We start from the raw sequence: 20,494 nt of genomic DNA on the forward strand, positions 1-20,494 counted from the left end.
GCGATCTACTTCACTAAACGATCCTGAGGATCGAGAGGGTTACTTACGCGTCTGTTTTTTCTGGCCGAGGGCGTGCCAGGTGGCGGAGACGCTATTGAGGTGGGTCTGGAGGGCGCGATCGGCTTCATCAGGATCGCGACGGCGAATAGCATCAACAATAACAATGTGTTGTTGATAGCTCACGCTATTATGTTCATGCAACTCACGTTCTGGCACCGTAGGCCGGGCGGCGATTAGCCAATCCAGCAATGCCACGTGAATAGCCATAAAGATCGGATTACCCGGGATTTCCGCCAGCACACGGTGAAACTCGACGTCAGATCGGATAAACAGCGCATTGTCATCAAGCGACTGGCTGTTGATCTTCAGCGCCTGCATCAGCTTTTCGATCTGCTCGTCACTGGCATGTTCTGCCGCATAGCGAACCAGGCTGGATTCAAAAAACAGGCGTAGCTGTTCAAAATGCGCGATACCGCCGGGGTGAGACAAAAAGTCTTTCGCCATGCCGGAAAGCTCGCCAATGATGGTGTCCGCTGAAGGTCGGGACACGCGGGCCCGCTCGCCGTTGCTAATCTGCACCAATCCCTTACGCTTCAGCGCCGCCAGAGCTTCACGTACCGAGGGGCGTCCGACGTTAAAAAACGTCATCAATTCACGCTCTGACGGCAGTTGTTCACCTTCGGCAAACTCCCGTCGGCGGATCATCTGCTCCAGCTCTTCTTCCACCATTTCGGACAGTTTTTTGCGCGCCAAAGGACGACGGCCCAAACTGTTGCCAATGGAGGATGGAGTATCTTCGGCTTGTGGATCAAATGCGCTCATAGGGACCATTGTGTGATTTGTGACAGCACGTGACGGCTGTTCCATCTTAACACAAGAATTTTGCAGAGATCAGAAAACAGGCCCCGAAGGGCCTGATAGAGATTACTTCACGACGCGTAGCGCAGGGCGCCCACCGCGTGGCGGAGTTGGCGTATCATCGGGATCGTCATCATGATTATCTGGCTTATCGCCATCAATCACCGACATGACCGTTTCGCTGTCGTTGCCTGGCAATTCTTCGTCATCATTCAGGCTGGTGACGTCTTCATCGTAGGCCGCTTCAGGTTCAAACATGGTGCCCGCACCATTTTCACGAGCATACACAGCCAGCACAGCAGCCATCGGTACAGAGACATTGCGCGGCACACCGCCGAAACGTGCGTTGAAACGCACTTCGTCGTTAGCCAGTTCCAGATTACCTACAGCACGCGGGGCAATGTTAAGAACGATTTGTCCGTCGCGAGCATACTCCATTGGAACAAGTACGCCCGGCAGCGTCACATCGACGACCAGGTGCGGAGTCAGCTGGTTATCCAGCAGCCACTCATAGAACGCCCGTAACAGATACGGGCGACGCGGCGTCAGCTGTGATACATCCATTGATTAGCCTCGACCCAGGCGCATTTCACGCTCGGCTTCAGTTAAAGAAGCGAGGAAGGAATCACGTTCAAATACGCGAGTCATATAGCCCTTGAGCTCTTTCGCGCCAGTTCCGGTCAGTTCCACACCGAGAACAGGCAAACGCCATAGCAGCGGTGCCAGATAGCAATCGACCAGGCTGAACTCATCGCTCAGAAAGTACGGCTTCTGGGTGAAAACTGGCGCAATCGCCTGCAATTCTTCACGCAGTTGCTTACGTGCATTATCAGCCTGCGCAGCAGTACCGGTCTGGATGGTATTCATCAGCGAATACCAGTCTTTTTCGATACGTTGCATGTACAGACGGCTTTCCCCACGAGCTACCGGATATACCGGCATTAACGGCGGATGCGGGAAACGCTCATCCAGGTATTCCATAATGATGCGAGATTCCCACAGAGTGAGCTCACGATCCACAAGCGTTGGTACGCTTTGATTCGGGTTGAGGTCAATCAGATCCTGAGGTGGGTTATCCTTCTCCACGTGTTCTATCTCAAAACTAACACCTTTCTCGGCCAGCACAATGCGGACCTGATGGCTATAGATGTCAGTAGGACCAGAAAACAGCGTCATTACCGAACGTTTGTTGGCAGCGACAGCCATGAAAACCTCCAGGTATATTCAGAATTATTGTACTGCTGCCGACCACGCATGGTCAGCCAGATGTAAAAACCCCATTAGCGTGACATCATTTCCATTTATCATCTAAACAAAAAATGAACAATCACCTGCATTTGGGCAGAAAATTGGATGATAGTTTACCAGATTTTGAAGGCGTTGTGGTGAGGGTATTCTGGAAATGCTGAAAAAGTGGCAAGAACAGGGCAGATCCGTATGGATAATGACAGATTTATCCATAAAAAAACCCGCCGGAGCGGGTTTTTTCGCAAATTGTTCTGCGTGAGCAGAAAACAATTAACGCTTGGAGAACTGCGGACGACGGCGTGCTTTACGCAGACCGACTTTCTTACGTTCAACCTCACGAGCATCACGAGTAACGAAACCAGCTTTACGCAGTTCGCCACGCAGTGACTCATCATATTCCATCAGTGCACGGGTGATACCGTGACGGATAGCGCCAGCTTGACCGGAAATACCACCACCTTTAACGGTGATGTACAGATCCAGTTTACCAATCATGTCGACCAGTTCCAGCGGCTGACGAACTACCATGCGGGCAGTTTCACGACCGAAGTACTGTTCCAGAGAACGCTGATTGATAACGATTTTGCCGTTGCCCGGTTTGATGAAAACGCGAGCTGCGGAACTTTTGCGGCGACCAGTGCCGTAGTATTGATTTTCAGCCATTGCCTATAATCCCGATTAGATGTCAAGAACTTGCGGTTGCTGTGCCGCGTGGTTGTGCTCGTTACCCGCGTAAACTTTCAGTTTACGGTACATAGCACGACCCAGCGGGCCTTTTGGCAGCATGCCTTTAACCGCGATTTCAATCACGCGCTCAGGACGGCGGGCAATCATCTCTTCAAAGGTCGCTTCTTTGATACCACCGATGTGACCGGTGTGGTGATAATACATTTTGTCTTCACGCTTGTTGCCGGTTACAGCAACTTTTTCTGCGTTCAGAACGATGATGTAATCACCGGTATCTACGTGCGGAGTGTATTCCGCTTTATGCTTGCCGCGCAGGCGCAGAGCCAGTTCGGAAGCCAGACGGCCCAGAGTTTTACCGGTCGCGTCAACAACATACCAGTCGCGTTTTACGGTTTCTGGTTTAGCTGTAAAAGTTTTCATTAAAAGCTTACCCAAATAATAAGTTACACGTTGGTGAACACCCAAACGTTTTGTCAGTTGAGGTTCACACGACATTGTCCAGCAAACCTACCCCTTCGAATAGCCTATGCCGGCACATAGAAAGTTTTGGGAAAAAAACCTTCTCGTAACGTGGGGTCGCAAGATTATAGAGAAGTCGGGGTCAAAGATCGACCCCTTTATGTGATTTGTACCCGGTTTTACCCCGGTAAATGCTCTCGCTTCAAATACTCCTCGCTCTGCATCTCCTGCAGGCGGGATAGACAGCGTTGAAACTCGAATTTCAACCGTTCGCCCTGATAAATGTCATACAGGGGCACCGCTGCGCTGACCACCAGTTTAACGTGACGTTCATAGAACTCATCCACCAACGCGATAAACCGCCGCGCCTCGCTTTCCATCAGCGACGTCATCACCGGCACATCAAACAGCATCACGGTATGAAACAGTCGCGAGAGCGCAATATAATCATGCTGGCTGCGCGCATCCACGCACAGCGTCGTAAACGAAGTCGCCAGGGTCTGATTTTCTACCCCTAATGTCGACAACGGACGATGGTTTATCTCCAGCGTTGGCGTCTGCTCGCGCTTCGCGCCCGCCAGAGCCTGCCAAAGTTTATCCATTTGTTGCTGAGTCTCAGTATTGAGCGGCGACAGCCACAGGTGCGCCTGGGTCAGCGTGCGCAAACGGTAATCAATACCAGCATCAACGTTCATTACATCACAATGCTGTTTAATAGCGTCAATAGCGGGCAGGAAACGGGCGCGCTGGAGGCCGTTACGGTACAGCTCGTCAGGAGGGATGTTCGACGTGGCTACCAGGGTAATGCCGCGAGCGAACAGCGCTTTCATCAAGCCGCCCAGCAGCATCGCATCGGTAATATCAGAAACAAAAAACTCATCGAAACAGAGCACGTCAGTTTCGGCCTTAAAACGGTCGGCAACGATCTCCAGCGGGTCGCTGTGCCCTTGCAGATGGGTTAATTCTTCATGAACACGCAGCATAAAGCGATGAAAATGCAGACGTTGTTTACGTTCACCTGGCAGGCTTTGATAGAACATATCCATCAACCAGGTTTTCCCCCTTCCTACGCCCCCCCACATATAGAGGCCGCGCACAGCCACCGTTTCGGCAACCGGCTCGCGCTTGCCCAACAGCTTGCCGAATTTTGCCCGCAGACCGCCATTGTTTTGCGGCGCGACAGACGGCTTATTCTGCAATTCATGGTAAATGGTATCAAGGCGGCTAACCGCCTCTTGCTGAACGTCGTCGGGCTGATGACTGCCCTCTTTGAGAGCGGAAAGGTAACGCGATGTTGGCGACAGGCTTTGCATGATCTTATTGTTATTCCTTGAAAACCGTAATGCTGTAGCTCACGATTGACGAAAAAAAGGCCGTTCTACACTACGCGATGATACGCCAGGATTCCACTTCTGTGGGATTAGCGGTTATAGTGGCACTATCGGGCGCAGGCGGAGAGCCTAACAGCCACCCTACGGAACCACAAAACAACGGGAGATGTTCATGACCTGGGAATATGCGCTAATTGGGCTAGTCGTCGGTATTATCATTGGTGCCGTGGCAATGCGTTTTGGCAACCGCAAATTACGCCAACAACAGGCGCTGCAATTCGAACTGGAAAAGAATAAAGCAGAGCTGGAAGAGTACCGCGAAGAGCTGGTAAGCCATTTTGCTCACAGCGCTGAGCTACTCGATAACATGGCACATGACTACCGCCAGCTGTATCAGCATATGGCGAAAAGCTCCAGCAACCTGCTGCCAGCGAGCATGGCGGACGCCAATCCGTTCCGTAATCGTCTGGAAGAGTCGGAAGCCGGTAACGATCAGGCTCCGGTACAGATGCCGCGCGACTACTCTGAAGGCGCATCCGGCCTGCTGCGCGGTGGCGCAAAGCGCGACTAATCCTCCAGCGGCAGTAAAAATATTGTCCGGGCGCCCCCTCAGCGCCCGTCTCTATCTCTCATCCCGGCTACAATTTAAACATTGACCACATTGTTACCTGGTCGAAAATTCAATAACATCAGGCCATTCGGGACGTTTCCCATACACCTCAGGTTACGAGAGCCAGCATCTAATGAAGAAACAGACTTTGCTGTTGAGTGCGTTAGCGTTAAGCATTGGGTTGTCGTTGTCCGCCTTACCCCCGGCTGCAGCGTCATTACCAACACAGGTACCGGGCCAGGGCGCATTGCCAAGCCTTGCCCCGATGTTGGAAAAAGTGTTGCCGGCGGTGGTGAGCGTACAGGTTGAGGGTACAGCTTCTCCGGCACAGAATATGCCGGAAGAGCTGAAGAAGTATTTTGGCGACAATGCCCCACAAGAACAGGCGCAGCCGTTTGAAGGTCTGGGTTCTGGCGTCATCATCGATGCAGCGAAAGGCTATGTGTTGACCAATAATCACGTCATCAACCAGGCGCAGAAAATTAGCGTCCAGCTCAACGATGGCCGTGAGTTCGATGCCAAACTGATCGGTAGCGATGAGCAAAGCGACATCGCCCTGCTGCAATTACAAAAGCCCAGCAATCTGACGCAAATCGCTATCGCCGATTCCGATAAACTTCGGGTGGGTGATTTCGCCGTCGCCGTCGGTAACCCCTTCGGCCTTGGGCAGACTGCCACTTCCGGGATTATTTCAGCCCTGGGCCGCAGCGGCCTGAACCTGGAAGGGCTGGAAAACTTTATCCAGACCGACGCGTCCATCAACCGCGGCAACTCCGGCGGCGCGCTGCTGAACCTGAACGGCGAGTTGATTGGTATTAATACCGCTATTCTGGCACCAGGCGGCGGCAGCGTCGGTATTGGTTTCGCCATCCCCAGCAATATGGCACAAACCCTCGCTCAGCAGCTTATTCAGTTTGGCGAAATCAAACGCGGCCTGCTGGGCATTAAAGGCATGGAAATGAGCGCGGATATCGCCAAAGCGATGAATCTTGATGTTCAACGCGGTGCCTTCATCAGCGAGGTTCTACCGAACTCGGGGTCCGCTAAAGCTGGGGTCAAATCTGGCGACGTTATCGTTAGCTTGAATGGCAAATCGCTTAACAGCTTTGCCGAACTCCGTTCGCGTATTGCCACCACCGAACCGGGGACCAAAGTGAAGCTAGGGTTACTGCGCGATGGTAAGCCCGTCGAGGTCGAGGTCACGCTGGATAAGAGCACCTCTTCTACCGCCAGCGCTGAACTTATCATTCCTGCCTTGCAGGGAGCGTCGTTAAGCGATGGGCAGATGAAAGATGGGACCAAAGGCGTCGCCATTGATAACGTGGATAAAGGAAGCCCTGCCGCGCAAGCGGGTCTGCATAAAGACGACATTATTATCGGCCTCAACCGCGAGCGAGTACACTCCATCGCTGAACTGCGGAAAGTTCTGGAAAGCAAACCGGCGGTTATTGCGCTGAACGTCATTCGCGGCAACGAAAGTATCTATCTGCTACTGCGCTAAGCCTCTTTCCGGACATCGCGCGCAGTGCGATGTCCGGACAAGTCGTGTTATGCTTCGCCTGTCCATCCATCAACGATATCGGCATCATGTCTGGAAAGCTTTTACGTTCGATACTCATCGGCCTGATCGTCGGGGGTCTGCTGCTGGCCATTATGCCTTCGCTGCGCCAATGGCAGCTTTCGCCGACCACGCAATACGATAGCGCGGATGAATCCCCCGCCAGCTATAATCCTGCTGTGCGCCGTGCCGCACCTGCAGTGGTGAACGTGTATAACCGCGCCCTTAACAACACCAGCCAAAATCAGCTGACTCTTGGTTCCGGCGTGATAATGGATCAACGTGGCTACATTCTGACGAATAAACACGTTATCAACGATGCGGATCAGATAATCGTCGCGTTGCAGGATGGTCGGGTTTTTGAAGCGCTGCTGGTTGGCTCAGATACCCTCACCGATCTGGCGGTATTAAAAATCAACGCCAGTAGCGGCCTGCCGGTCATCCCGATTAACCCAAAACGCGTGCCGCATATCGGTGACGTGGTGCTGGCGATTGGTAACCCTTATAACCTCGGGCAAACCATTACCCAGGGGATTATCAGTGCCACCGGTCGTATCGGCCTGAACCCGACCGGACGCCAGAACTTCCTGCAAACCGATGCTTCAATCAACCACGGTAACTCCGGTGGCGCTCTGGTGAACTCCCTGGGCGAACTTATGGGTATCAACACCCTGTCATTTGATAAAAGTAACGATGGCGAAACGCCTGAAGGGATCGGTTTTGCTATTCCTTTCCAATTGGCAACTAAGATCATGGATAAGCTAATCCGCGATGGTCGCGTCATTCGCGGCTACATTGGCATCAGCGGTCGCGAAATTGCGCCTTTACATGCTCAGGGCGGAGGCGGTATCGATCAGCTTCAGGGGATCGTGGTGAATGATGTTGCGCCGGAAGGCCCAGCCGCCCAGGCCGGGATCCGCGCCAACGACGTGATTATTTCGGTTAACGATAAACCTGCAGTGTCAGCTCTGGAAACGATGGATCAGGTGGCGGAGATCCGACCGGGTTCGGAAATTCCAGTGGTGATTATGCGTGACGATAAGAAAATCACCCTGCATATCGCCGTACAGGAATATCCGGCGACCAATTAACAGGCTCCCCAAATGGCAAGCCTTGTTTTCTATAGACAAAAAAGCCGGAACAGAGGTTCCGGCGTATCTTTTCGTGAAATGTTATTTATTCACAAAATCCTCACCGAGGGCGATATCTTTCTTCAGCGTATCCAGCATCCCTTCCAGAGCCTGTTGCTCAAACGCGCTGAGTTTGCCAATCGACCGGCGCTCTTCTACACCATTTTTACCCAACAGCAGCGGCTGTGAGAAGAAGCGGGCATATTGACCATCGCCTTCAACATAAGCGCATTCGACAACCCCTTTCTCACCTTGCATTGCGCGAACCAAAGAGAGGCCGAATCGCGCTGCTGCCTGGCCCATCGACAGCGTCGCTGAACCGCCACCGGCTTTTGCTTCAACAACTTCGGTCCCGGCATTTTGAATGCGCTTAGTCAAATCAGCCACTTCCTGTTCGCTAAAGCTCACGCCAGGAATTTGTGACAATAAAGGAAGAATGGTCACGCCCGAGTGGCCGCCAATAACCGGCACTTCAACGTCTGATGAAGATTTGTCTTTCAGTTCAGCGACAAACGTATTTGAACGGATAATATCCAGCGTCGTGACGCCAAACAGCTTGTTCTTATCGTAAACGCCAGCTTTTTTCAGCACCTCGGCCGCAATCGCCACCGTCGTATTCACCGGGTTGGTAATAATCCCAACGCAGGCTTGCGGGCAGGTTTTGGCGATCTGTTGCACCAGATTTTTCACAATCCCGGCGTTAACGTTAAATAAATCGGAGCGATCCATGCCGGGCTTACGCGCGACACCTGCGGATATCAGCACCACATCAGCACCTTCCAGTGCCGGGGTTGCGTCTTCACCGGAAAAACCTTTGATTTTTACATCGGTAGGGATATGGCTAAGATCAACCGCCACGCCCGGGGTTACCGGAGCAATGTCGTACAACGAGAGTTCTGAACCTGAAGGCAGTTGGGTCTTAAGTAGTAGGGCAAGCGCCTGGCCAATTCCACCAGCGGCGCCGAGGACTGCAACTTTCATCCTAAACTCCTTATTATGGTTAAAATAGTCTTTCGTTACTCCGTCGCCTGGACCTTAATTCACAAGATGAACAATTACAATAATTATGGCTGAAGAATGCGTGGTCGTGCGCAGCGATGCAACAGCTTCGCATTTTCCTCCCTGAGACTGACCATCCAGCAAAGCGTAGTACCGGATCGACTGTTGGTTACAATACACCCAGCGCATTGGGCAGAACAACATCATTTAATAACATTTCATTTACTTTTGTAGCAATTTGCATGCCGTGACACAGGCATGTTCCTTATTAGGGTTATTTGCTAAAATATGCCCCCTTCATAACATTATTTACGCTTCTCCCCTGCGGATTATTTGCATAAAAATGCATGGTTATGCATAATGATGTTGTTTTTACCACCATAATTGGGTGACTTATGCGAAGTTCGGCGAAACAAGAAGAACTGGTTAAAGCGTTTAAAGCGCTGCTTAAAGAAGAAAAATTCAGCTCTCAAGGTGAAATCGTACAGGCGCTACAAGAGGAAGGCTTCGATAATATCAATCAATCGAAAGTCTCGCGTATGCTCACGAAATTTGGCGCAGTGCGTACACGTAACGCCAAAATGGAGATGGTGTACTGCCTGCCTGCCGAGCTTGGCGTCCCGACAACCTCCAGCCCGCTGAAAAATCTGGTGCTGGATATCGACTATAACGATTCGGTTGTCGTCATCCATACCAGCCCTGGCGCAGCACAGCTGATTGCCAGACTGCTGGACTCATTAGGCAAGGCTGAAGGTATTCTTGGCAGCATTGCAGGTGACGATACTATTTTTACGACCCCAGCCAGAGGTTTTAGCGTTAAAGATTTGCATGACGCCATTCTCGTCCTGTTTGAACAAGAACTCTAAGCTTCCTCCCTCTGGTTAACTCCAGAGGGTTTCCTCTCAAAAAATCAGCATTTTTTTAACATTTAGTGTGTTTTTCCACTTCTATACATTCCTTTACCTAATCAATCCCCCTGAAGCGCACAAAAGATCAAATCATCATATCCATATGATTTTATTAACTATAAAAGTTAGTCATGACCAAAGGCTGACATTTCTAATTCTTATACGTTATAAAGAAGACATTTCTTTGTAATTATTTACAAGAACAACAATTAGCACGGTATTAATATTTTCAGTGATTAGTGTATACTTGATTTTGTGATGAGGGTCACGAAACAAAGACCCCCAATAAAAAGATTCGACGAGGTCAACATCATGAAAATCAAAACCGCTGTAGCCGCATTGAGTATGCTTTCCGTTCTGTCTTTCGGCGCTTTTGCCGCTGATTCTATTAACAGCGAGCAAGCTCAAGGCCGTCAGGCAATCGGCACCATTTCCGTCGGCGCGGTAAGTGCTTCCCCGATGGATATGCACGAAATGCTGAATAAGAAAGCTCAAGAAGAAGGCGCTTCCTCCTATCGCATCATTGAAGCGCGTACTGGTGACCACTGGCATGCAACTGCAGAACTTTATAAATAAGATTTAACAATTGTCGGTCATTAGCTGAAATACAGAATATCCCTCAGCGGCCTGAGTGCATTGAAACCTCCCGCCGCTGCAAACAATATGATTGGAGTAAAGATTATGAAAAGCGCAATTATCATCGCATCCCTGGGCCTGGCTTCCGTACTCTCTTTTGGCGCTAACGCTGCCGTCAATCAAGTTAACGCTGAGCAGGCACAAAATCTGCAATCTATGGGTACCGTTTCCGTTTCTCAAGTAGGTAGCGCCCCAATGGATATGCGTCAGGAGCTGGCGGCTAAAGCCGAGAAAGAAGGCGCCAGCAGCTACCGTATTATTGAAGCTCGTACTGGTGACAGCTGGCATGCTACTGCTGAGCTGTACAAATAAACCCTCGTCGTCTCATCTGACGACTTGCCCCCGCCTGTTGGGGGCTTTTTTTTGTCTCTGCCGTGCGTTAAAACGCGAGTTCCCTTCCAGCCCTTCTTCCGCTTCATCAAATGCTAAAGCGTCTACGCTGCTTATCGCCGGGTGGCGTTTAGCTATTGATCAGTACATGCTGGTATTTATGCAGCATCTCCACCAGCCTGCGCACGGGTTCCGTCACCTGCGGTGATGCTTCCCAGTGCTGTAGCTTTTCCTGATAGATATTGAGTTCATCTAACAGTCTGGCGAAATAATATCGACGTTTATCATCGCTACCGGCAGAAATAACGCGATCGGCTGTACGCCGTAGCTGCCGATGAAACGCAGACAGGTCGTCGTTTATCGGTACAGGTGCATCACGCAGACGTTGATGGGCAATAATCAAGGTCAGCGCCAGACGAAAACGCGCGATATCGCCAGGGAACTTATTCAGCAGTAAAAAAAGTTGGCGATACAGCGCCGGCAGATGGTTCTCCTTGCGTCGCGCCGTATTGGTCGTCAGCGACGAAACCGCTGCCGATACAAACTGGTTTAATAGCACGCGTCCGGTACGTGCCTGTGAATTATCGCGGACCAGCAAGATCACCATCAGCGCGAGGAAACACCCCACGATCTGCCCTAAAGCGCTATCAAGGAACTGGCTAAACTCAAACTTCATCGGGTTATCGAGCACCAGAATATTGATTGTACTGGCCAGCGCCCCCAGCGAGCCCAGACGCCGCTTTTGCACCTCAATGCCGATAAAGAACGCCATCACGGCAAGGCTAATACACAGCAGCAACATGCTTTGCTGCGTCGCGGGCATAATCACGAGGAAAAACAGCGCACCCAGCGGTAAAGCTGCCAACGTGCCGTAGAGGAAATCGATAGCCACCATCCGGGGATTAGGCAAACGCATCGCCAGCGCGGTGACCACCGCAATCATGACCATCGCCCCACTACCTGAAGTCCAGCCAGTCCACAGCCAGAACAGCGTCCCGAGAATACAGGAGATAGATGTACGCCAGAAGTTAACCATCGCATGATGGCGCTCGGCAGATTCAGCCTTAACCACCACTTCGCCCTGAAGAACTTCATTTTCAATGCGGCTGATTTTGGTATTGCTGACCACTCCGCGCTTCAATAACAGATAGCGCGTCGCGGCTCCCACCCAACTGTAAATCGTCACCGGGGTATTATGCTCCCCCTTCCAGGTCAGAAAGCGGCGCATCCGTTTTAGTTGCCGATGAACGTCCTGCACGGTTTCAACTGGTTCAGCAAACAGTTCACGATAGTCATCGGTAACCATTTCAGGGCGCGTATTCTGAATCAGGTAGGTTTCGCAGGCCTGGGTAATCAGGGTCAGAGAAAGAGTATTGATCGCCTTCAGGCGCTGATTCACTTTTGCCCAGCGCGAGGACTCCATAATCAGGTTCCCGCGCATACCTTCCAGCGCGTTAGTACGGCGTACCATCGCGCTCCAGGCTTTATCGACTTCTTCTTTATCGCCATGCGCCACGCAAAGCTGCATCAGGCGATATTGATCAATCAGCAGATTATCCAGCTCAAGATCGATCTCTTTTTTAATCGAACGCGGTGAAAACAGCAGGTCGGCTACGATAGCGCTGACGATACCAACAACAATCTCACTGCATCGTTCGACGGCAAACTGCGGTGCCAGCATCGGCTCTTCGTGGATAGTGATAACAATGATAAGCGCAGTATAGCCTGCCAGCCCCCAGGCATAGGAGTTCTCAACCCGCACCAGTGAGGAGATCCAGGTGCAGAACCCTGCCCATAAGCAGCAGACCAACACCATCAGCAGCGGCGCACGAATCATCACAATGATGATCGCCAGCGCGGCGATACAACCAATAAAGGTGCCGACAATACGCAGCATCCCGCGATAGCGAATCGCACCAGAATAGGGTTCTCCCCCGGCAGCAAAAGCCGGGCCAGCGGCGACAATAGCCGCAGTGAGCACCGCCCAACGCGGCGTTTCCAGTTGGAAATGAAAACCGACGAATAGCGCCAGCACTACCGCAGATGCTAATTTTACGGCAAAGCGGAGGTGCCGGAGTTCAATGCTAAAGATCCCCATGACGATTAACCGAACTCACGCAGGCGCATAGCCAGTTTTTGGAAGAAGTTTACCTGGCTGGTATCGCGATCTTCTTTGCCTGTAATGACAACCGTCGCGGTGGTTCCCGCAGGCCAGAGGTTCCCCTGCTGCTGATCAAGATGAATACGTACCGGCACACGTTGCGCCAGGCGTACCCATTCAAGATTGGAATCGATAGAGGCCATCCCTTTTGCATCGCTGCTGCTGCTGGCGTTAGTCACTCCGGCAGCAATGCTGTCCACGGTACCTTTAATCGTGTGCCCGCTTCCCAGCGGCGTGATTTCAGCACGATAGCCTGGACGCACACCCTCAAGTTTGGTCTCTTCAAGATAAGCCATGACATAGAAAGAGTTCTGTTTCACCAGGGCCACCGCGGTAGAACCCCGGGTAATAAACTCACCGCTATAGACGTTCAGGTTAGTCACCCAGCCGTCTGCCGGGGCACGGATCACCGTGCGATCCAGATCGAGCTTCGCCAGATCGCGGTTCGCCGTCGCTTTCGCCAGCTGATGCTCAACGGTTTGCAGGACGTTATTCGCCTGGTCTATCTCTTCGCGAGACATCGCCTGCACGCCAAGGCGGTTACGACGGCCAGCCTCAACGCGCTTCTCCTGCGCCAAAGTCTGGTAATAGGAGACATCGGCTTCAGCTTCGGCTAATGCTTTCTGGTAACGAGGTTGGTCAATAACGAACAAAACCTGGTCTTTCTTAACCAGTTGGTTATCCTTAATATCCACCTGCGAAATCAGCCCTGAGACATCCGGGGCGATGGCCACGATATCCGCACTAAATCGCGCATCGCGCGTCCAGGGCGAGGCGGTGTAATACACCCATGCGCGAAAAATCGCGATAAATGCGAGGATAACCAGTATCACAGTGATTGCGGTACGGAGGATATTTCTTGTTAGTGTTTTCACATCGACCTCAAACGAACAAACGCGATATCAGATAAAACAGGCAGCAATATAGCGCGGTATTAAACAGCGCCGGGTGCCAGACAAAATCATAAATGCCGGTTGGAACCAGCAGGCGGTGCACCAGCCAGAAGATGGCTAGAGACAATAGCAATTCAAAGAAGATCGGCGGAAACGACAAGCCGAAAATCACAATGACAGGAAACAGACTCATGATGACCTTGATAAGAAGCGTACAGGTGGCAAGCTGTGATGAATTTATTATGTAGCTAACAGTATATTAGCGTAATCATTGCAGCCTTATCTATATTGTGTGATCTAAATCACTTTTAAGCCAGAGTGAATAATGGAACGACTAAAACGTATGTCCGTTTTCGCCAGGGTGGTGGAACTAGGTTCATTTACCGCCGCGGCTCGCCAGCTCCAGATGAGCGTTTCTTCCATCAGTCAGACTGTAGCCAAACTGGAAGATGAGCTGCAGGTTAAGCTGCTCAACCGCAGCACTCGCAGCCTTGGTTTAACAGAAGCAGGGAAAATCTATTACCAGGGCTGCCGGCGAATGCTGTTCGAAGCCCAGGATGTCCATGAGCAGCTATACGCTTTTAACAACACGCCTATCGGTACGCTGCGCATCGGTTGTTCTTCAACTATGGCACAGAATGTCCTGGCTCGCATTACCGCCGAAATGCTCAAAGAGTATCCCGGGTTGTCGATAAACCTGGTGACCGGCATCCCCGCCCCTGATCTCATTGCTGACGGCCTGGACCTGGTGATTCGCGTAGGCGCCTTGCAGGATTCCGGCCTCTTTTCCCGTCGCCTGGGGTCGATGCCGATGGTGCTCTGCGCCGCGAAAAGCTATCTCCATCAGGCGGGATGTCCGGACAAACCCGCAGACCTTGCCGGCCACTCCTGGCTTGAGTACAGCGTCCGCCCGGATAACGAGTTTGAAATCATCGCCCCGGAAGGGATCTCAACCAAGCTGATCCCGCAGGGACGCTTTGTGACTAACGATCCGATGACCCTAGTGCGCTGGCTTACGGCGGGAGTCGGCGTCGCTTACGTTCCGCTGATGTGGGTGATCGAGGAGATCAATCGTGGCGAACTGGAGATCTTGCTGCCGAGCTACCAGTCCGATCCGCGCCCGGTTTATGCGCTCTATACCGAGAAGGACAAACTCCCCCTGAAGGTGCAGGTGTGTATTAACTCTCTGACGGAATATTTCGTTGAGGTGGCAAAAATTTACCAGGGTATGCACGGGCGCGGAATCACCCGCTAAGTTGATTTGCGCTTTCGCAGGATGCGAAAGCGCATTGGAGAAGTATCAGGCAGTACCGCCAACGGTGAGTTTATCCACTTTGAGGGTTGGCTGGCCGACACCAACCGGCACGCTCTGGCCCTCTTTGCCGCAGACGCCGACGCCGCTGTCCAGCTTCAGATCATTGCCAACCATCGAAATCTGCTGCATCGCTTCAATCCCGGAGCCAATAAGCGTCGCCCCCTTCACTGCTTTCGTCACTTTCCCTTTTTCGATCAGGTAGGCTTCAGAAGTAGAGAAGACAAATTTCCCGGAAGTAATATCTACCTGACCACCGCCGAAATTCGGTGCGAAGATACCGTAATCAACCGATTCGATAATCTCCTGCGGCGTGGATTTTCCCGCCAGCATGTAGGTGTTGGTCATGCGCGGCATCGGCAGATGCGCGTAGGATTCGCGACGACCGTTGCCGGTTGGCGCCACGCCCATCAGGCGGGCATTGAGCTTGTCCTGCATATAGCCTTTCAGAATGCCGTTTTCGATCAGCACGTTATACTGGCCCGGCGTGCCTTCATCGTCGATAGCGACGGAACCGCGACGATCGGCAATCGTGCCATCATCAACTACGGTACACAGTTCTGAGGCCACCAGTTCGCCCATATGGCCGCTGAAGACTGAGGTCCCGCGACGGTTAAAGTCACCTTCCAGACCATGACCCACCGCTTCATGCAGCAGTACGCCAGGCCAGCCCGCGCCCAGTACCACTGGCAGCATCCCGGCAGGTGCGGCAACGGCTGTAAGATTCACCAGCGCCATACGCACGGCCTCTCTCGCCCAGGCATCGGCGCGCACTTCACCATCCTGAGAGGTAAGGAAATAATCATAGCCGAAGCGACCGCCGCCACCGCTGGCGCCACGCTCGCGTTTACCCTCTTCCTCCACCAGCACGCTGACGGAAAGGCGAACCAACGGACGCACATCAGCCGCCAGCGTGCCATCCGTCGCGGCGACCAAAATTAATTCGTAGACGCCGGTCAGACTGGCGGAAACTTCCTGCACCCGTTTGTCGGCAGCACGGGCGGTTTTATCCACCCGACGCAGAATGTCCAGTTTCTCTTCACGGCTCATGCTCTGCAGCGGATCGATACTGGTATAGAGGGAGCTGTATTCTACTGCGCCAAGAGTATGGACTTTGCCATCACCGTGGTCACGCACGATGGTACGGGCCGCCTGCGCACTCTGTTCCAGCGCCAGTCGACTAATTTGGTCGGCATAGGCAAAGCCCGTTTTTTCGCCGCTAACCGCACGCACGCCGACGCCCTGGTCAATATTGTACGAACCATCTTTAATGATGCGGTCTTCCAGAACCCAGGACTCGTGATAGCTCGACTGAAAATAGAGATCGCCGTAATCCAGACGGCGCTCGGCCAGTTGGCCAAGAATGGCAAACAGATCCTGATGATTCAGGCCATTTGCCGACAGTAATTGTTCACTTACCAGGTTCAGACTCATCGTTATGCTACTCGTTTGTTGCCGCGTATCAGGCAGAAATAAAAAAGACTATCTATTGAGAGTGCGGTAATTACGCACAATCGTCAAATCATTGCTTTTTGTCGCTCCGCGCCTGGCGCAGGACTTCATTAATTTGCGGCTGATCGATAGGACCGGTGATGCGATAGCGCAAAATCGAGACCTTGTTCCACAACGGCCCCAGCACCTTGCTGGCGGCAAAGACCGCGGCACCGATAATCGGGTTAACAGCAAAGGCCGCCGCAACGCCTACGGTGGCGGAAATTTCCGGCGCGACCACGGCCTGCAGGTCCAGTTGGCGGCGAACGAGATCGACAGAGCCTTTCATTGCTATATCCGCTTCCAGGCCATCGACCAGCGTATCATCGGTATTCATCACGCCGTCTTTAATCCACGCCGTGCTATGAATCGAATCGAAGTAGAACCCTTCGCTAAACGTATCGCTGAAGTCGAAACGTAACTTACGCAGCAGCGCATCAACGCTCAGCAGACGCAGAAGCTGACCGGCATGGCCGGTACTCAGGTCGGTAAACTCACCTTTTCCAAGATGGCTTTTTAAGATTCCGTTAAGCGAGGCAACGTCAGGCTGCCACGGCGGCGCGCGCCAGTGCAGGTCATAATCGATATCGAATGCAGAGCCTTTTACCGGAGTTGATACGCCAAAGAAATTCACGAAATCATCGGTTTTATTACCATGCAGCTTACCTTTTAGCGAGGTCCGTACGCCACTCGGGGCACTAACCCACACGCCATCCGTAGTGAGGCGACCAAAACCGGTATCCACCAGTCCGTTCGCCAGCGTCAGAGTATCGCCGCTAATATTGAAATCACCCTCGATGCGGCCATATTTTTGCCCCCATAGCCAGCACTCTGCGCAGCGAAGCTGAAGATCCGGCCAGCCGTGGAAATCAATTTTGGTATCAGACAGGGGACCGCTGGTTTTAGCTGTCTCGCCGCTCTTCGCTGATGTTGGGTTGTAGTAGAGATAACGAATCGCCGCCAGCCACGGGGCATTTTTACGCATCGTCAGCGTTGCATTAATTTCACGCCCCTGAGCTTCAACTTTGGTGCCGCCGGCGTCGGGCTGTGAAACAAGGCTGACGTTATTCCAGCTCTGGCCCGCCATCGTTAACGCAGGCGTGCGCAGCGTGACCCGCTCCGGGAAGACCATATTACTGCTGACATCGTTTGCCGCTCCCCCCTGGAACAGCGCCAGCCACTGCGCACCGTCCATCGGCGGCATGTTCAGTTCTACACCAGATTGCTCAGGCAACGGTGACACCGCTTTACTGTCAGAGGTCAAAATAGCGCGGTCCAGGGTTAACTTATTCCCCAACAACCAGCGGCTGTTAATATGATTTTTTGCGCCAATAGAACCGGTTAGATTGAAGCTGCTTAATCCGCCATCAACTTTGATCTTTACAGGTAAAGATTCACCGGCTTGCTTATCGACTGGCGCAGGTAAGTGACTGCTTACATTCTTCAGATCGCCGTTGATATCAACTTTATAGTTCGCACTGCCGTGATACGGCAGCTCAATCGCCACTTTACCGTCCCAGGGCACGCTGCCGCTCAGAGCGCTATCAATCGCCTTGGGTAATAAGCCGGTACGCGATGGCTGCCAGTTGGCTTTCATCCCGACGTCCACCAGGAACGCCTTTTCGCCCTCAGTGGTCGAAAAATCAATATTCAGCGGCTGATTAAACCAGTTGGCGCTCATTGGCTCGCTTTTCAGATCACCGTTCACAAAGCTGAATTTGCCGGTCAGGTTCTGCAATGTGGTGTCGATAGGCTTGATGAACAGGCTGTTGTTCTTCAACTGAACATCGCCTTTCGCGGTGGTCATCTCGCCGTCCAGCGGGATATCAAGATGTAAGCGAGCGCTCACATTCCCGTCCAGTTGAAGCTCATCCAGCGCCGCGCCCAGCGTTTTTTTCAGTGGTGTCTCGTTAAAGTAGGGACCAACCTCTTTACCCGGCCCGTTAACGTCGGCATCAATCAACAGCTTCTCTCGCGAATAGTCGGGGATAACCGCATCCAGGTTGCTGGCAGTGACTTTACCCAGCATCACCTTATCGGCCTTCATCCATAAGCCGTCATTGATAAAGTTGAGGTCGATATTCAGCCCGGTTAGTGCTGGCCAATCAGGCTGGAAAGCAAAGGTGGCGTTCTTAAGCGGCACCGAGACCTGGAACTGGCCTTCGTTATGCTTATACGGGAACAGGTGGGGATTACCGCCGTAGGCCAGCGTGGCATCGGTGGCCTGACCGCCTTTAATCGCCCCACTGAGGTAATCTACCAGCGCTTTGCCCATGAGATTTTCCGGGAAGTAGCGCCATGCCTGACCGCCGTCATTGGTACTGATACCGGCCAGAATCCCCAGCCAGGGTTCATCGCCCTGCGGTTGCAGATAGCGGAATCCACCGCGAGCACGAACACCGGTAGCCTGCACATCAATATCGCGACCATCGAGCATAAAGCCTTTATCATTCTTCACCCAGCTCAGGGTCGCATCGCCTTTGGCAATTTCCAGCGGCGCGCGAAAGACCGTCTCATACGGCATTTTCGCCTGTGTCATGCTGACGTGTAGGGCACCGTTCTCCACGCTTCCGGAAACGTTTCCTGAAAAGTGTTCAGCGCCCGGCAACAGCTTCCACTGCTTCCATGACATATCGCTCCAGTCAGCCTGGAAGCGGGTCTTTTCCGCCGCTTGCAAAGGAATATCCAGCGCCAGAAGATTGATTTTGCCGCTTGGCTGGGTAGTTCGCCAGATTTCGCCCAGCGAAGGAGCCAGCTTGTCGGCCATCGGCTGCAGCCCGGTCAAACCGTTAAGGTTAAGATTGCTGGCGCGAATGCGCAGTTCATCGCTACGTTTGCTGTTGTTCCCACCGACATCCTGAGCCGGGATCCACGCCATAGCCAGCGCGCCGCGCGGCCAGGGTTTATCATCAATAGAGATGCGCGTATCCGGGATTCGAAAACCCCAGCTTTGATTGTCGCGATAGATATGCGCCGTCAGGTTATCGACCGAAAGATGATGCTTATCTTTATCACCTTGCCAGCTGGCCCCGCCTTTCTTCAGCCAGACATCGCCACTGGCAACATCGCCTTTATCAATGGTCATCCAGCCTTCAAGACTAAACCGTGCGCTCTGCAAGGCAATATTGTCCTGCATCCAGCGCCCAAGCCATGGTTTAACGTCGATATCATCGGCCTGAAGCCAGACGCGCCCCTTATTAAGCAGGCCATCTTCGTCGCGCAGATCCATTCGCACCTGCATCACCCCATGCTGGCCGGTCAGGCTGCTGAGGCTAAGCTGTCCTTCTGCACGATGGCGGTTTTTGCCGTTTAGCCAGGTAAGCTGCGGGATTGCCAACTCGGCCCGCTGGCCGGAAATGGTCAGGAAGCTCAGATGGCTATCGCGGAGGATAAAGTGATCGAACTGGCGGAGGAAAAGATCGCTAATACGGTCGGTTTTCAGCCCCTCACCGCCGTCATTGGTTTGAATAGGGGTGTTAGTATGAACTTGTAACTGCCAGAAAGTGAGATCGCGAAACTGCCAGCGCATATGCAGCAGGCTTTGCCACACGTCCAGCGCCAGAGTGACGCGTTTAATGGAGAGTTCACCGCCATCATTCAGGCCGGTCTTAATATCGCGAACATCAAGCGTAGGGCCAAAAGTTTGCCAACTGGCGGTAATTTGCGAGGCATCGACCGGTACGCCAGCGATAGCGGAAATTTTCGCCAGCACCTGGGGACGCCAGGTGTCCAACTGCGGCAACACGAGGCGCAGACCGCTCACCAGCAGTGCGACGACGACAATCAATGTTGCCGCGGTGAGCAGTAATATCCCGGGCAGTCGCCTCACGCATCTCTCCTTGTCAGCCTTTTACACTTCATCCGTCTGCCTCTCCTAAAAATA

Annotated in this window: 19 protein-coding genes; 7 read left to right on the forward strand and 12 right to left on the reverse strand. The window is 52.6% G+C overall.

Annotated features, from left to right (window positions below; all coding sequences use genetic code 11):
* Nucleotides 1–39: 39 nt before the first annotated feature.
* From nanR to zapE, 6 genes are all read right to left on the reverse strand, one after another.
* Entirely contained in the window at nucleotides 40–831 is a 792-nt protein-coding gene (gene nanR, locus HV127_RS04010) for a transcriptional regulator NanR (protein ID WP_182235080.1), read from the reverse strand.
* A gap of 93 nt (nucleotides 832–924) precedes the next feature.
* A complete protein-coding gene (sspB, locus tag HV127_RS04015; RefSeq protein WP_110272828.1) occupies nucleotides 925–1,422 on the reverse strand; it encodes a ClpXP protease specificity-enhancing factor in 498 nt (165 codons plus the stop codon).
* Between the two features lie 3 nt (nucleotides 1,423–1,425).
* On the reverse strand, nucleotides 1,426–2,064 hold the full coding sequence (gene sspA / locus HV127_RS04020) for a stringent starvation protein SspA (protein WP_110272827.1): 639 nt from the start codon (nucleotides 2,062–2,064) through the stop codon (nucleotides 1,426–1,428).
* 312 nt (nucleotides 2,065–2,376) lie between these two features.
* On the reverse strand, nucleotides 2,377–2,769 hold the full coding sequence (rpsI, locus tag HV127_RS04025) for a 30S ribosomal protein S9 (RefSeq protein ID WP_110272826.1): 393 nt from the start codon (nucleotides 2,767–2,769) through the stop codon (nucleotides 2,377–2,379).
* Between the two features lie 15 nt (nucleotides 2,770–2,784).
* Entirely contained in the window at nucleotides 2,785–3,213 is a 429-nt protein-coding gene (rplM, locus tag HV127_RS04030; protein ID WP_004106200.1) for a 50S ribosomal protein L13, read from the reverse strand.
* A gap of 218 nt (nucleotides 3,214–3,431) precedes the next feature.
* Entirely contained in the window at nucleotides 3,432–4,565 is a 1,134-nt protein-coding gene (gene zapE / locus HV127_RS04035; protein ID WP_182235081.1) for a cell division protein ZapE, read from the reverse strand.
* Nucleotides 4,566–4,755: 190 nt separating this feature from the next.
* Here zapE and zapG point away from each other — a divergent pair, with 190 nt between their 5' ends.
* The 3 genes from zapG to degS all read left to right on the forward strand — a co-directional run bounded on the left by zapG (nucleotide 4,756) and on the right by degS (nucleotide 7,842).
* Complete coding sequence (gene zapG / locus HV127_RS04040; protein WP_110272824.1) at nucleotides 4,756–5,154, forward strand: Z-ring associated protein ZapG; 399 nt, start codon at nucleotides 4,756–4,758, stop codon at nucleotides 5,152–5,154.
* 172 nt (nucleotides 5,155–5,326) lie between these two features.
* A complete protein-coding gene (gene degQ, locus HV127_RS04045; protein WP_182235082.1) occupies nucleotides 5,327–6,694 on the forward strand; it encodes a serine endoprotease DegQ in 1,368 nt (455 codons plus the stop codon).
* 86 nt (nucleotides 6,695–6,780) lie between these two features.
* The gene (gene degS / locus HV127_RS04050) at nucleotides 6,781–7,842 is read left to right on the forward strand and encodes an outer membrane-stress sensor serine endopeptidase DegS (protein WP_142512728.1); all 1,062 of its coding nucleotides are present in this window, start codon (nucleotides 6,781–6,783) and stop codon (nucleotides 7,840–7,842) included.
* Nucleotides 7,843–7,923: 81 nt separating this feature from the next.
* On the opposite strand, the gene mdh is transcribed toward degS, so the two are convergent.
* Complete coding sequence (mdh, locus tag HV127_RS04055) at nucleotides 7,924–8,862, reverse strand: malate dehydrogenase (protein ID WP_110272822.1); 939 nt, start codon at nucleotides 8,860–8,862, stop codon at nucleotides 7,924–7,926.
* A gap of 413 nt (nucleotides 8,863–9,275) precedes the next feature.
* Here mdh and argR point away from each other — a divergent pair, with 413 nt between their 5' ends.
* From argR to yhcN-B, 3 genes are all read left to right on the forward strand, one after another.
* Nucleotides 9,276–9,746: a transcriptional regulator ArgR gene (gene argR, locus HV127_RS04060; protein WP_110272821.1), complete on the forward strand. Its 471-nt coding sequence runs from the start codon at nucleotides 9,276–9,278 to the stop codon at nucleotides 9,744–9,746.
* A gap of 354 nt (nucleotides 9,747–10,100) precedes the next feature.
* A complete protein-coding gene (gene yhcN / locus HV127_RS04065; protein ID WP_110272820.1) occupies nucleotides 10,101–10,364 on the forward strand; it encodes a peroxide/acid stress response protein YhcN in 264 nt (87 codons plus the stop codon).
* A gap of 105 nt (nucleotides 10,365–10,469) precedes the next feature.
* Nucleotides 10,470–10,736, forward strand: a complete 267-nt coding sequence (gene yhcN-B / locus HV127_RS04070) for a DUF1471 family stress response protein YhcN-B (protein ID WP_049114908.1) — start codon at nucleotides 10,470–10,472, stop codon at nucleotides 10,734–10,736.
* 148 nt (nucleotides 10,737–10,884) lie between these two features.
* Here yhcN-B and aaeB read toward each other — a convergent pair whose 3' ends face one another.
* From aaeB to aaeX, 3 genes are read right to left on the reverse strand one after another with little or no spacing between them, the layout of a single operon-like run.
* Nucleotides 10,885–12,852 (reverse strand): p-hydroxybenzoic acid efflux pump subunit AaeB, encoded by a 1,968-nt coding sequence (aaeB, locus tag HV127_RS04075; RefSeq protein WP_182235083.1) that lies wholly within the window; start codon nucleotides 12,850–12,852, stop codon nucleotides 10,885–10,887.
* Between the two features lie 5 nt (nucleotides 12,853–12,857).
* The gene (gene aaeA / locus HV127_RS04080; RefSeq protein WP_182235084.1) at nucleotides 12,858–13,790 is read right to left on the reverse strand and encodes a p-hydroxybenzoic acid efflux pump subunit AaeA; all 933 of its coding nucleotides are present in this window, start codon (nucleotides 13,788–13,790) and stop codon (nucleotides 12,858–12,860) included.
* 7 nt (nucleotides 13,791–13,797) lie between these two features.
* Nucleotides 13,798–14,001: a p-hydroxybenzoic acid efflux pump operon protein AaeX gene (gene aaeX / locus HV127_RS04085; protein ID WP_002918640.1), complete on the reverse strand. Its 204-nt coding sequence runs from the start codon at nucleotides 13,999–14,001 to the stop codon at nucleotides 13,798–13,800.
* 132 nt (nucleotides 14,002–14,133) lie between these two features.
* On the opposite strand from aaeX, the gene aaeR reads away from it, so the two are divergent.
* Nucleotides 14,134–15,063: an HTH-type transcriptional activator AaeR gene (gene aaeR, locus HV127_RS04090; RefSeq protein WP_182235085.1), complete on the forward strand. Its 930-nt coding sequence runs from the start codon at nucleotides 14,134–14,136 to the stop codon at nucleotides 15,061–15,063.
* A gap of 45 nt (nucleotides 15,064–15,108) precedes the next feature.
* Here the strand turns inward: aaeR and tldD are convergent, their stop codons facing one another.
* Complete coding sequence (tldD, locus tag HV127_RS04095) at nucleotides 15,109–16,554, reverse strand: metalloprotease TldD (RefSeq protein WP_182235086.1); 1,446 nt, start codon at nucleotides 16,552–16,554, stop codon at nucleotides 15,109–15,111.
* Between the two features lie 88 nt (nucleotides 16,555–16,642).
* The gene (gene yhdP, locus HV127_RS04100) at nucleotides 16,643–20,440 is read right to left on the reverse strand and encodes an AsmA2 domain-containing protein YhdP (protein WP_182235087.1); all 3,798 of its coding nucleotides are present in this window, start codon (nucleotides 20,438–20,440) and stop codon (nucleotides 16,643–16,645) included.
* Nucleotides 20,441–20,494: the final 54 nt, after the last annotated feature.

The organism is Klebsiella sp. RHBSTW-00215, from assembly GCF_014103785.1.
GTDB lineage: Bacteria > Pseudomonadota > Gammaproteobacteria > Enterobacterales > Enterobacteriaceae > Klebsiella.

What these genes read in the sequence shown, in the direction of transcription:
- rpsI (WP_110272826.1), bottom strand. Translation starts at nt 2,769, where the DNA reads ATGGCTGAAAATCAATACTACGGCACTGGTCGCCGCAAAAGTTCCGCA.
- sspA (WP_110272827.1), bottom strand. Translation starts at nt 2,064, where the DNA reads ATGGCTGTCGCTGCCAACAAACGTTCGGTAATGACGCTGTTTTCTGGT.
- sspB (WP_110272828.1), bottom strand. Translation starts at nt 1,422, where the DNA reads ATGGATGTATCACAGCTGACGCCGCGTCGCCCGTATCTGTTACGGGCG.
- aaeX (WP_002918640.1), bottom strand. Translation starts at nt 14,001, where the DNA reads ATGAGTCTGTTTCCTGTCATTGTGATTTTCGGCTTGTCGTTTCCGCCG.
- aaeR (WP_182235085.1), top strand. Translation starts at nt 14,134, where the DNA reads ATGGAACGACTAAAACGTATGTCCGTTTTCGCCAGGGTGGTGGAACTA.
- aaeB (WP_182235083.1), bottom strand. Translation starts at nt 12,852, where the DNA reads ATGGGGATCTTTAGCATTGAACTCCGGCACCTCCGCTTTGCCGTAAAA.
- argR (WP_110272821.1), top strand. Translation starts at nt 9,276, where the DNA reads ATGCGAAGTTCGGCGAAACAAGAAGAACTGGTTAAAGCGTTTAAAGCG.
- tldD (WP_182235086.1), bottom strand. Translation starts at nt 16,554, where the DNA reads ATGAGTCTGAACCTGGTAAGTGAACAATTACTGTCGGCAAATGGCCTG.
- mdh (WP_110272822.1), bottom strand. Translation starts at nt 8,862, where the DNA reads ATGAAAGTTGCAGTCCTCGGCGCCGCTGGTGGAATTGGCCAGGCGCTT.
- degQ (WP_182235082.1), top strand. Translation starts at nt 5,327, where the DNA reads ATGAAGAAACAGACTTTGCTGTTGAGTGCGTTAGCGTTAAGCATTGGG.
- zapG (WP_110272824.1), top strand. Translation starts at nt 4,756, where the DNA reads ATGACCTGGGAATATGCGCTAATTGGGCTAGTCGTCGGTATTATCATT.
- yhcN-B (WP_049114908.1), top strand. Translation starts at nt 10,470, where the DNA reads ATGAAAAGCGCAATTATCATCGCATCCCTGGGCCTGGCTTCCGTACTC.
- degS (WP_142512728.1), top strand. Translation starts at nt 6,781, where the DNA reads ATGTCTGGAAAGCTTTTACGTTCGATACTCATCGGCCTGATCGTCGGG.
- nanR (WP_182235080.1), bottom strand. Translation starts at nt 831, where the DNA reads ATGGTCCCTATGAGCGCATTTGATCCACAAGCCGAAGATACTCCATCC.
- yhcN (WP_110272820.1), top strand. Translation starts at nt 10,101, where the DNA reads ATGAAAATCAAAACCGCTGTAGCCGCATTGAGTATGCTTTCCGTTCTG.
- rplM (WP_004106200.1), bottom strand. Translation starts at nt 3,213, where the DNA reads ATGAAAACTTTTACAGCTAAACCAGAAACCGTAAAACGCGACTGGTAT.
- zapE (WP_182235081.1), bottom strand. Translation starts at nt 4,565, where the DNA reads ATGCAAAGCCTGTCGCCAACATCGCGTTACCTTTCCGCTCTCAAAGAG.